Below are 11,014 nucleotides of genomic sequence, written 5' to 3'. Positions count from 1 at the left end.
GGCCCGCGCCGATCCGTCAGATCAGCGCGCCCTGCCGCTCGTCCAGTTCGGCCGCCATTTCGGCCGCCCCCTCGGCGGCGGCGTCGGCGGTGGCGGTTTCCCCGGCGAGCGCCGTGCGCCCCGCGTCGGTCAGGCGGCAGACCAGCCAGTCGGGCTTCAGGGGGTTGTCGAACCAGCGCTCCGCCCAGCCGGCCTTCAGGCAGGCGTCCACCGTGGGCTTCTTCACGCGCTGGCCGCGCTCGTCGAACAGCGGCAGCTTGCCGCCCGGCTGGTCGGATCCACGGCGCAGCCACGCCGCCTGGACATCGGTTGGGACGCGGCGGGAACCCGAACGGCGCGGCACGGCCATGATCGCTTGGAACCTTGAGAGAATGGAAGGGCAGGGGTCTCGTGCCACCGGACGGCCTGTGGCAAAGTCGGGGCGCATCCTACGCGAAACCCGTTTCCCGCGCACCGAATAAGGAAGGCTCCGCCGAACCATGGACCTCGTCGTCGCCTACATCACCGCCGGCTCGAAGGAGGAGGCGCTGCGCATCGGCCGCGCCCTGGTCGAGGAGCGTCTGGCCGCCTGCGCCAACGTGCTGGACGGCATGACCTCGGTCTACCGCTGGAACGGCGCCGTCGAGGAGGCGCCGGAGGCGGTCCTGATCGCCAAGACCCGCGCGGAGCTGTTCGACCGCCTTGCCGAACGGGTGCGCGCGCTGCACAGCTACGACACGCCCTGCGTGGTGGAACTGAAGCTGGAGCGCGGCAACCCGGCCTATCTGGACTGGCTGCGCGCCGAAACCGCCTGACCCGATCCGCTCTCTCACACCGGCCGGACGGCCGCCGGTCCCTCGCGCCGCGCCCCGGCGGCGCGCGCCGCCGCCGGCAGGACCGTCAGGACGACCACGACGCCGCCGAGGAACAGGCCCGGCGCCAGCGCGTCGTGCAGCACCAGGGCCGCGCCGACGCCGAGCGCCAGCGCCTGATAGACCACCCCGCAGAAGCGCAGGCCCGCCCGGAACGCCGTGGAGTGCCCGCCACGCAACGGCTGCTCCGACAATTCGCCCGCCGCCGCCAGCGCGGCCAGGGCCGCGACTCCCGCCAGCGCCATCGCGCCCAGATAGGGATGCACCCAGGCCAGCACCAGCAGGTGAACGGGAATCCAGACGGCGTCGAGCAGCCACGCCCTGTCCGGCCCGGCGCCGCGCCGGGCGGAACCGCTCCGCGCCAGGGCCTGCGACCGCGCGGCGTCCAGCGCGGTGTGGATCCCGAACAGGCCGAGCGCGGCCAGGGCGAGCAGGAGGGTCCCGCCGTTCCCCCGGTCCTGGAGCAGGCTGTCGTACAGGACGCCGACGTACAGCGGCGCGCACAGCACCAGCAGGTTGGCGAGTGCCCCGAAGACGCCGGCCGAGGCCAGGGCGCGCCGCGCGGCGGCGGTGTCGGGGGCGGAGGGCGGCACCATGGCGAGGGCTCGCTGTCGGAAAGGAGGGGAGGGTCGGAGAGGCTGGCCGGCGTCCGGGCCGGAGCGGCCCTGCGTCGTCATGGTCAGGACTGCAGCCGCAGGAAGCCGGTCCCGCCGCCGGCCAGGGACACCAGCTGCTCGCCCAGGTCGCGCCGCAGCGATTCGACCATGGCCGTCAGGGCGGCGGCGTCGTAGGGCGACGGATCGACCGGGACGCCGGCGGCGGCGCCCGCCTTCGGGGCGCAAGCGATTCCGGCGGTCTCGGCGGTGGACGGAACCATGCCCAGCGGGCCGTTGGGGTGGGGCGTGTCCATCCAGTCTCTCCTGTGACGCGGGCGTTCCGCCCGGCTTCGAACGGCGTGCGGGAGCCGTGTCCCTCTCTCTTGGCCTCATGATGCGTGGGAAAAATTCCCACATCAAGCGGAATCGCCATTCCATTTCGGCGTAGGCGGGTTATTGTGGGCAAATCTCCCACGGCCATCCGCCGCCGTGGCTCCTGCCCGGAGAGCATGCCTGGTGCCGACACGCAGCCCCGATCCCCGACAGCCGGCCGGAAACGGCCCGGCTCCGCTCGCCGCCCCGCCCCCGGCGGTGGTGGCGGCGATGCGCCGGGTGCTGACGCCGCTGGTGCGCGCCCTGATCGGCTTCGGCATCCCGTGGCCGATGTTCTCCGGCCTCGTGAAGGCGGTGTACGTCGAGGTGGCGGAGCGCGACTTCGCCCTGCCCGGCAAGCCGACGAGCGACAGCCGGATCACCCTGCTGACCGGCGTCCACCGCAAGGACGTCAGCCAGCTGCGCGGCAAGGCTCCCTCGGCCGACGCGGTGGCCGCGTCGTCGCCGTCGCTGGGCGCCCAGGTGCTCGGCCGCTGGCTCGGCCACGACGACTACCGCGAGGCGGACGGCCGGCCCCGGCCGCTCGCCCGCGTCGCCTCGGCGGAGGGCGAGGCCGCCTTCGAGACCCTGGTGACCGGCGTCAGCAAGGACATCCGGCCCCGCGCGCTGCTCGACGAGCTGCTGCACGCCGGGCTGGTGACGGAGCGGGCGGACGGGCGTCTGGATCTGGTCGTCTCGGCCCATTTGCCGCGTGGCGATATCGACAAATTGGCTTACTATTTCGGCAGGAATCTGGCCGACCACATCGCCGCGGCCGGGCACAATCTGGCGGGCGGCGCGCCGCCCTTCCTGGAGCGGGCCATGTTTCATGACGGGCTGACCGCCGAATCGGTGGCGACCCTGCGGATCGAGGCGGAACGGGCGGGTATGGACATGCTGGTCCACCTGAACCGCATCGCCATGGAACTGGCCGACCGCGACGAGGGCAAGGACGAGGCGCATCACCGCTTCACCGCCGGCCTCTACGCCTACAGCGCCCCGGACGGGAAACCCGATGGGAAACCCAACGACCCGCCCGCTTCCGCGCCGCCCCCTTCCGGAAACGGGGAGACGGCGCCGTGACGGTCGGCCGCCGGTCCCTGATCCTTTCCTTGGTCCTGCTGATCGGCGCCTGCGCCGGTCTCGCGCCGGGTTTCGCCGACCGTGGAATCGGCGGCACCGGCATCTCGGTGGGCGACCGCGGCATCGGCGGCACCGGCATCGTCGGCACCGTCACCGCCTTCGGCAGCGTGTGGGTCAACGGGCTGCGGGTCGATCTGCCGGCGACGGCCGCCGTGCGGGTCGAAGGCATCCCGGCCGAACCCTCGGCCATCCGGATCGGCCATCTGGTGGCGATGACGGCGGCGTCGGGCGGCCCGACCGGGCTGGAGGCGCGGACGCTGGAGGTGCGCTACGCCGTCGCCGGGCCGGTGGAACGGCTCGACGGCGCGACCGCCGTCGTGCTGGGGCAGCGGGTGGAGACGGCCCCCGGCGTGGGGCGGACGTTGCTGCGGCCGGGGAGCTGGGTCGCCGTGTCGGGCCTGCGCCGTCCCGACGGGGTCATCGCCGCCGGCCGCGTCGACGGCTGGGACGAGACGAAGGGTTGGCTGCTGCGCGGGCGTCTCGACGCCGTCGGGCCATCCACCCTGACGATCGCCGGGCTGCCCCTGTCGCGCGGCGGCCTGGACGCGGCGGTGCCGCCGGTCGGCAGCGCGGTGCGGGCGAGCGGCCGGGTCGCGGCCGGGTCGCTGGCGCTGTCCGTGGCGCCGGATCCCTTCAACCCCTTCGGCGCCGCCGTCGGCGCCCTGTCGGTCGAGACCTTCGTCGACGCCGCCGGTCGTCCGGCCGGGCTGGACGCGGCGGTGCCGGGCGCCACCCCCGGCCGGCGGGTGGTGATCGACAGCGTGGTCGGATCGGGCGGCGGGATCGGCGGTTCCCGCGCCTTCGGGGCGCCGTCCATCGGCCGCACCGCCGCCCCCGGCGCCGAGGCCGACCGCGCCGCCGGGCTGGCGCGCGAGGGATCGCGCCGCGACGGCGCCCAGGGCTTCGGTGCGCCCGACGCCTCGGGACCGGCGGACGCCGCGCGGGGCGAAGGCCCGAGAGGCGAGGGGCAAAGAGGCGATGGCCAAAGAAGCGATGGCGTCCGGGGCGAGGGGCCGCCCGGCGCCGGGCGCTCCCTGGACGGGATGGGGCGCGGCGGCGACGGCCCGGACTCCGGCCGGAACGGCATGGGCGGCCCGTCTGGCGGCGGGGGCGGTCGCGCCGGCATGGGCGGTCCTCCGGGCGGCGGACCCGGCCGAGGGCCGCCGGGAGGCGGTCCCCCCGGCGGCGGACGCGGCGGTCCGGGCGGTCGGGGGGGAGACGGATCACGATGACGGACCGCCAAGGGACCGACACCATCAAGCGGTAGGCGTCACCAGGGGAGGGGCCGACGCGCGCGGGGCCAGGGAGTCCGAGGACCGGAGTCCCCCTGCGACGAGGGCTTTTGACACGGATGAACACGGATGCCGGCGGTGCCGGCCCACGGATGGACGGGGAGGAAAGGAAAATCCCCGATCCGTGTTCGCCCGTGGATATCCGTGTTCATCCGTGTCTCAGGGCGCCTTTCCCGCGCGACCGATCCCCTGTCGACCTGACCGTGTCGCCCTGGGGGGCGCCCGACGCTGGGCGGGGCGGGCGCTTCTCTGCTATGGCTTGCGTCCATCCTTGCAAGTCCGGGTCCCCCTCGATCATGACCGACACCGCCGCCGCCTTCCTGAACGTCGCGCAGTCCCTGTCCGGCAAGCGCTGGCAGGCGCGGGCCTGCGACGAACGGCAGGCCATGTTCCTGGCGCAGTCGCGCGGGCTGCCGGAGATCGTCGGCCGCGTGCTGGCCGCGCGCGGGGTGACGGAGGAGACCTGCGACGGTTTCCTGAACCCGACGCTCAAGGCGCTGCTGCCGGACCCCTCGCGCTTCCGCGACATGGACCCGGCGGCCGCGCGCATCGCCCAGGCCATCCGCGACGGCGAGACGGTGGCGGTCTTCGGCGACTACGACGTGGACGGGGCGACCTCCGCCGCCCTGCTGCGCCGTTTCTTCCGCTCGGTCGGCGCGGATCTGCGCGTTTACGTCCCCGACCGCGTGAAGGAGGGCTACGGCCCCAACGCCCCGGCGCTGCTGCGGTTGAAGGCCGAGGGCGCGTCGCTGGTGGTGACGGTCGATTGCGGCGTGTCGGCCTTCGCGGCGCTGGAGGCGGCGGCCGGGGCCGGGCTGGACGTGGTGGTGCTCGACCACCACGCGGCCGAGCCGCGCCTGCCCCCGGCGGTCGCCCTGGTCAACCCGAACCGGCTGGACGAGGACGGCGCCTACCGGACGCTGTGCGCGGCGGGGGTCACCTTCATCACCATCGTGGCGGTCAACCGCGCGCTGCGCCAGTCCGGCTTCTACCGCGACCGCGAGGAGCCGAAGCTGATGGACTGGCTCGACCTCGTGGCGCTGGGCACGGTGTGCGACGTGGTGCCGCTGACCGGGCTGAACCGCGCGCTGGTGGCGCAGGGCCTGAAGGTGATGGCCCGGCGCGGCAACCCCGGCCTGTCGGCGCTGTCCGACGTGGCGGGGGTGAAGGAGAAGCCCGACGCCTACCACGCCGGCTACGTGCTGGGGCCGCGCGTCAACGCGGGCGGGCGCGTCGGCGCGTCGGACCTCGGCGCCCGCCTGCTGTCGACCGACGACCCCATCGAGGCGATGGAGCTGGCCCAGAAGCTGGAGGTCCACAACGCCGAACGCCGCGCGGTCGAGCAGGTCGTGCTGGACGACGCGCTGGAGCGCGTGGCGGCGCAATCCGGCCGCATGGCGGATCTGGTCTTCGTCGCGGGGGAAGGCTGGCATCCGGGCGTGATCGGCATCGTCGCGGCCCGCCTGAAGGAGCGCTACAGCCGCCCGGCCTGCGTGGTGGCGCTGGAGACGGCGGCGGACGGCACGGTGATCGGCAAGGCGTCGGGCCGTTCGGTGCGCGGCGTCGACCTTGGCGCCGCGGTGATCGCCGCCCGGCAGGAGGGCCTGCTGATCGGCGGCGGCGGCCACCGCATGGCGGCGGGCTTCACCGTGGCGGGCGACAAGCTGGAGGCCCTGCGCGACTTCCTGGGCGCGCGCGTGGCCGAGGAGGTCGCGGCGGCGCCGCTGGTGCCGACGCTGGAGCTGGACGGCGCGCTGTCGGTCGGGGCCGCGACCACGGCGCTGGTGGAAAAGCTCAACACGCTCGGCCCCTACGGCACCGGCAACGCCGAGCCGCGCTTCGCCATCGCCGACGCCCGCGTCGTGCGGGCCGACGTGGTGGGCGCCAACCACGTGCGCTGCATCCTGCAAGGCAACGACGGCGGCCGTCTCAAGGCCATCGCCTTCCGCGCCCTGGACAGCGACATGGGGCAGGCGCTGCTGACGGGGCGCGGCACGCCGTTCCACCTCGCCGGAATCCTGCGGATCGACCGCTGGAACGGCGCCGAGGGCGTGCAGCTTCTGATCGACGACGCGGCCCCGGCGCGGTCCGCGTGAAAGGATGGCGCCTGAAAAGATGATGATCGTGCAAAAAAGCGCTTGCGCCGAGGCGTCGTGATCTTTAGAAAGCGCGTCACCGCGAACGACGTCCCCATCGTCTAGAGGCCTAGGACACCGCCCTTTCACGGCGGCGACACGGGTTCGAATCCCGTTGGGGACGCCAACCGGTTCAATGACTTAAGCCCCGCCTCGTGCGGGGCTTAGTCGTTTTTGCGGATCGTTTCGAACGGTGCCGGCCGGCTTGCCCGGCGGATGACCGGATGGATGGTCGAGCGCGCGGCGCGACCAGCGTCCGCGCACGCCGTCACGCGATGGCTTCCACGGGGTTGCCTAGCTCCGGTAGCCGCGATGGACGCACAGCAGATGGTCCTGGGTTCCGTATTTGCCGCGGTAGAAAATCAGCGCGGGCACGTCGTTGCCGCGCGCGGACATGCGGGTCGGAGGCGTCCATTGGTCACCGTCGAGGACGCTCCAATACAAGGCTCCGTCGCTGCCGCCCCCCACATACACACAGTGGAGCCGGTCGTTGTAGACGGCCAGGGCGGGGCCGCTCGAGGTGTAGGTGTAGAGACGCCCGGCGGTCTCCCAGTTGGTGCCGTCGGCGGTCGTCGCCCACCACAGGTCGCCGTCGCTGTTCCTGTGGACGCAATGCAGCCGGCCCTGGAACGCGGCCACCGCCACTTTCGACGTGGTGTGAAGGGGCAGGCGGCGGTCGGGGCTCCAGCTGGTCCCGTCGAACGCCGTCGAGAACACGCTGTCGTCGGATTGGGCGCCGCGGTGGAGGCAGACCAGCCGATCGCCGAACACGGTGACGGCCGGCCCCGTCGCGCTCAGATGGGCGGGAAAGCATTGGTCCTGGCTCCAGGCGGTGCCGTCGAAGGTCGTCCACCACAGGCTTGAATCCCCGCCGTCGCCCTTGTGGACGCAGTAGAGACGATCCCGGAACACCGCCATCGCCGGTTCGGAGGACGTGACATGGGCTGGAAAACGCTGGTCCCTGGACCAGCCCTGATCCGGATCGTGCGTGGTCCGCAAGAGGAAGCTGTCGTCCGCCGCGCCGCGATGCACGCACATCAGGCGCCCGCCGAAGCTGGCCAAGGCGGGGCCGACCTCCGCGTGGTTGGCCGGAAACCTCACATCCTCGCTCCAGCCCTTCGCCGGGTCGTAGACCGTCCAGTAAAGGCTGTTGTCGTCGACATGGGTGGGCTGGGAATCGGGCAGCGGAATCAGCATCGTCGGAGACACCCAGGGAGAGACGAGCTTCACCCCGTTGCCCTGGTCGACCAGCTTGATCCATTCCTTCTCGATCAGGATGGCCAGCTTGATGACCGGCGCAAGCTCCGGATCCAGCAGTTTGGCCAGCCGTTCCGCGAGGTCCCGGATCGTCTCCAGCAATTGAACGGCGTCCTCGTTGAGATGCAGTTCGAATCCCCACCAGTGGGTCGAGATGCTGATTTGGACATTGTCGATTTGAAACGCCTGTGACGGTTCCATGGGGTTTCCTCCAGACCGGCGGGATCGGCGGCTCGGCACGGCGGCAGAACAGCCGGGATGCGACGCGATGAGGGAAAGCTCATCCGCTCGATGCGGACGAGCTTTCCCGGCCATGGATCAGGCGCCGAGCCAGACGAAGGTCGCGGTCGTGGACAGCACCCGCCCGGTGTCGCTCGTCGGGTCGGCGATCCAGACGATGTCGGCCTCGTCGCTGTTGGAGGCCGTGCAGTAATTCGTCGTGCCGGCAACCCACGGAACGTTCCAGTACATGGAAATGGTCTGGCCCGTTCCCTCGACGTTGTAGACGACGTTTCCTTCCGTGCCGGACGAACTGTTCTCGGCGCCGGTGACGATCATGGCGATCAGGGAGGTGCGCGGCGGAATGGAGGCGACGGGCGGCTTCGCCCCGTTTTCCGGGTTGTTGAAGTTGCCCCAATCCAGATTGACCCTGTTGAACGTCAGCGTCTTGCCGGAGCGGTTGTTGATGTAGAGATGGAATTGGAGAGAATCGGCCATCGCATGCTCCCGTATTTATATATGTATGGATCAAATTATCCACTTTTAGATAATTCTACATGAAATCTTCTATTTACAAGGGAAATGAATTCATGCATACGCAATCAAAGATCATTCTGCGGTGGAGTTGTTTTTAAAAATTCGTGCACGCGGCAAGGCGGCGGGAAGGAATTGGCCTTGTTCACGCCGATACGGGCGGCGCCGGGGAGCGGACAACGGACAAGGTCCGGCTTTTCCGTTGGTTGCGTGCGGTCGCCCGCAGCTTCCGAACGCCCGGCGTCACCACCCCGTTTCCGATGGCGCACCCTTCCTTGCAAACCGCTTCACATAAGCCAGGGTGAGCTTCACCGCCGAAAAGATACCGAAGATCAGGAAGATGCCGGCGGCTTCCAGTCTTGCAGTGGAATCTTCTCTCGCGTCGTGTCTGATTTGGGTGCGGGTGATCCGATCCTGGTGGAAAGGCATGGGAGCGTTCCTTGTCGATTTTGAAAGACCGCGCTTTCATCGGCCTTGTCTGTTTCGTTGATACGAACTTCGACAGGGACTCCTTCGGGATCCGGGCAGGGTAAGCCGATCGGTGCTCTTCCGTTCGGGCCAACGGTTGCTTCGACGGCGTCGGGGGGCGGAAACAGCAAGGGCCGCTCCAATGGAGCGGCCCCAGGTCTCGCGCAAGCGGCGTCCCGTTCGGCTGAACGGAATGCTGAAAAATCAGGCCGTTTCGGCCACGCGCAACAGCGCGGCGCGCTCGTTCAGCTTCGAGCGGATCAACTCCAGAAGGGCGAGCGGGATGTCGATCTTCACGCACGGCACCTGGACGCGCGGGTCGTCGCCGGGGTACAGCGCCTCGTACTCCGCCGCGTTGTCGTAGGCGTGGCGGTTGTCGCTTTCCAGATAGGTCTCGATGGGCAGGCCGTTGGCGAAGACGCTGTCATGCGTGTCGAGTTCGATGTGGAAATACGCGATGCTCGCCATCGCCTCGACTTGGGCGATGGAGGTCCCGTTCATCAGGAGGCGGGCCGAAACGCCATGCTCACCCAGAATGATGGCGTGACCGGGGGAAATGTGGAGGTCGCGCTCGGGAACGGCCGGACCGAAGGCGTCGCGGGCGATCCGCACCGGCAGATGCACCTTGCGCAGCCGCTCCGTGTCCAACGCGGACCCCGACAGCGTCCGGCGCCCGATCCAACGGATGGGACGGAATTCCCCGGTGATGGCGGATTGGACGAAGTCGCCGATCTTCAGCGTTTCGACCGGAACGTCGCCGGACATCGCGCGGATGAGGGCGCCACGCAGGATGCAGGTGGCATCGGGAAGGGGGGCCATGGTCTTGAACGTCCTTTTGTTTGTTTTCAGAGACGGCTTCCGAAGGCCGCCGAACTCTGAAACCCGCCGCCCATCGGCTCTGCCGACGGACATACGGCCAAAGGATTATTCAGTTTGCAAACAAATGAAACTGTTGAATTGAAACATCTTGGGTTGAATTGATGCAATCGGAGGTTTCGGTTGACAGGGCCTCTCCGAGCTGGCCGCCGTTTCCGGCGGTCCCCGCCGGTCAGCCGGTGACGACCGACAGGTTTTCCGGTTCCTCGGCGCCGAGGTCGAGCAGGGGCAGGAAGCTGGCCGGCTCCTGCGCGCCCGACAGGGCGTAGCGGCGGTTGAAGATGTAGCAGGGAACCGCCTGCAACCCCATCTGGCGCGCCAGCGAATCGGCGGCGTGGACCGACGCGGCCTCCGCGTCGGTGTCGAGCAGGCGCCGCGCCTCGGCGAAGTCCAGCCCGACCAGCGCCGCCGTGGCGGCCAGGGCGTCGCGGTCGCCGATGTCCACGCCCTCGGCGAAATAGGCGGTGAACAGCGCGTCGGCCATGGCGTTGCCCAGGCCCCGCCGGCCGGCGATGCGGATCAGCCGGTGCGCGTCGAAGCTGCTGGGCGTGCGCTGGATGCGGTCGAGCGCCAGGGCCAAGCCGTCGCGTTCGGCGGTTTCCTCGACGACGCGGTGGATCTGCCGGGCGCGCTCGGCGCCGCCGAACTTCGCGACGAGGTAGTCGGCCCGCGCCATGCCGCCCGGCGGCATCTCGGGGTTCAGCTGGAAGGGCTGCCAGCGGAGGTCGGCGCGGATCCCCGGCCGCTGCTCCAGCGCGCGGTCCAGCCGGCGCTTGCCGATGTAGCACCAGGGGCAGGTCAGATCGGCGAAGGTTTCGATCAGCATGGCCTTACTATCGGCGAGGGATCTTTTTCGGGCAACTCTTTGTTAACCGCTGTGGACCGAGAGTCGCCAGACCGTGGCGAACTTGGGGTCGCGGCCAGGACGGGGGCGTGCGGGCGATGAGCAATTCCTATGTCGACGGCAAGGTGCGGGAAGCGATCCTGGCGGCCAAGGGCAGCCGCGCCAACGCGCAGAAGCTTCTGATGGCCTGGGCCGCCGAGGATCCCGACCTGCTGCGCGGCATCGCCCAGCCCTTCCTGAAGGCCATCGCCGCCGCCGCCATCGAGCGCGCGGCGCGCCCGGCCTCCAACGCCGCCAGCCCGGCGGGCGCGCGGAGCGGCGGCGGGGCGGGGGGCGCCCGGCCCTCGGCGTCCGGCCTCAGCCGCGACGCGCTGGAGAGCCTGCTCGACCGTTTGGGGCGCGACGACGACAGATCGGAAGAGCGTCG

General features: G+C 70.5%; 13 protein-coding genes and 1 tRNA gene. 6 read left to right on the top strand and 8 right to left on the bottom strand.

Going from position 1 to position 11,014, the window contains the following annotated elements; translation table 11 throughout:
* Positions 1 to 16: 16 nt before the first annotated feature.
* On the bottom strand, positions 17 to 349 hold the full coding sequence (locus EJ913_RS26935; RefSeq protein ID WP_238522339.1) for a hypothetical protein: 333 nt from the start codon (positions 347 to 349) through the stop codon (positions 17 to 19).
* A gap of 130 nt (positions 350 to 479) precedes the next feature.
* On the opposite strand from EJ913_RS26935, the gene cutA reads away from it, so the two are divergent.
* Entirely contained in the window at positions 480 to 794 is a 315-nt protein-coding gene (gene cutA, locus EJ913_RS26930; RefSeq protein WP_127003767.1) for a divalent-cation tolerance protein CutA, read from the top strand.
* Between the two features lie 14 nt (positions 795 to 808).
* On the opposite strand, the gene EJ913_RS26925 is transcribed toward cutA, so the two are convergent.
* Together EJ913_RS26925 and EJ913_RS26920 are read right to left on the bottom strand one after the other, a co-directional pair.
* Positions 809 to 1,447, bottom strand: coding sequence for a hypothetical protein (locus EJ913_RS26925; RefSeq protein ID WP_127003765.1), 639 nt, complete (start codon positions 1,445 to 1,447; stop codon positions 809 to 811).
* An 83-nt stretch (positions 1,448 to 1,530) separates the two neighbouring features.
* On the bottom strand, positions 1,531 to 1,761 hold the full coding sequence (locus EJ913_RS26920; protein ID WP_127003763.1) for a hypothetical protein: 231 nt from the start codon (positions 1,759 to 1,761) through the stop codon (positions 1,531 to 1,533).
* A 202-nt stretch (positions 1,762 to 1,963) separates the two neighbouring features.
* On the opposite strand from EJ913_RS26920, the gene EJ913_RS26915 reads away from it, so the two are divergent.
* From EJ913_RS26915 to EJ913_RS26900, 4 genes are all read left to right on the top strand, one after another.
* Complete coding sequence (locus tag EJ913_RS26915) at positions 1,964 to 2,902, top strand: DUF6502 family protein (RefSeq protein ID WP_185909960.1); 939 nt, start codon at positions 1,964 to 1,966, stop codon at positions 2,900 to 2,902.
* Complete coding sequence (locus tag EJ913_RS26910; RefSeq protein ID WP_127003761.1) at positions 2,899 to 4,194, top strand: DUF5666 domain-containing protein; 1,296 nt, start codon at positions 2,899 to 2,901, stop codon at positions 4,192 to 4,194. Before EJ913_RS26915 ends, EJ913_RS26910 begins: the two co-directional genes overlap by 4 nt.
* Positions 4,195 to 4,550: 356 nt before the next feature.
* Positions 4,551 to 6,350 (top strand): single-stranded-DNA-specific exonuclease RecJ, encoded by a 1,800-nt coding sequence (gene recJ, locus EJ913_RS26905; RefSeq protein WP_127003759.1) that lies wholly within the window; start codon positions 4,551 to 4,553, stop codon positions 6,348 to 6,350.
* Positions 6,351 to 6,440: 90 nt separating this feature from the next.
* Positions 6,441 to 6,516, top strand: a tRNA-Glu gene (locus EJ913_RS26900).
* 167 nt (positions 6,517 to 6,683) lie between these two features.
* On the opposite strand, the gene EJ913_RS26895 is transcribed toward EJ913_RS26900, so the two are convergent.
* From EJ913_RS26895 to EJ913_RS26875, 5 genes are all read right to left on the bottom strand, one after another.
* Positions 6,684 to 7,847 carry a DUF8189 domain-containing protein gene (locus EJ913_RS26895; protein ID WP_127003757.1) on the bottom strand — a complete coding sequence of 388 codons (1,164 nt, stop codon included), beginning with the start codon at positions 7,845 to 7,847 and terminating at the stop codon, positions 6,684 to 6,686.
* Positions 7,848 to 7,964: 117 nt separating this feature from the next.
* On the bottom strand, positions 7,965 to 8,363 hold the full coding sequence (locus EJ913_RS26890) for an aegerolysin family protein (RefSeq protein ID WP_127003755.1): 399 nt from the start codon (positions 8,361 to 8,363) through the stop codon (positions 7,965 to 7,967).
* 279 nt (positions 8,364 to 8,642) lie between these two features.
* Entirely contained in the window at positions 8,643 to 8,828 is a 186-nt protein-coding gene (locus EJ913_RS26885; RefSeq protein WP_127003753.1) for a hypothetical protein, read from the bottom strand.
* Positions 8,829 to 9,071: 243 nt separating this feature from the next.
* Complete coding sequence (locus tag EJ913_RS26880; RefSeq protein ID WP_185909959.1) at positions 9,072 to 9,686, bottom strand: Hint domain-containing protein; 615 nt, start codon at positions 9,684 to 9,686, stop codon at positions 9,072 to 9,074.
* A 229-nt stretch (positions 9,687 to 9,915) separates the two neighbouring features.
* Positions 9,916 to 10,569 (bottom strand): DsbA family oxidoreductase, encoded by a 654-nt coding sequence (locus EJ913_RS26875; protein WP_127003749.1) that lies wholly within the window; start codon positions 10,567 to 10,569, stop codon positions 9,916 to 9,918.
* A gap of 116 nt (positions 10,570 to 10,685) precedes the next feature.
* On the opposite strand from EJ913_RS26875, the gene EJ913_RS26870 reads away from it, so the two are divergent.
* A partial coding sequence (locus tag EJ913_RS26870; protein WP_127003747.1) for a hypothetical protein occupies positions 10,686 to 11,014 on the top strand: 329 nt, incomplete at its 3' end.

Origin of the sequence: Azospirillum doebereinerae, assembly GCF_003989665.1 — a bacterium.
Lineage (GTDB): Bacteria > Pseudomonadota > Alphaproteobacteria > Azospirillales > Azospirillaceae > Azospirillum > Azospirillum doebereinerae.
This window is presented reverse-complemented; position numbering and strand designations above follow the sequence as displayed.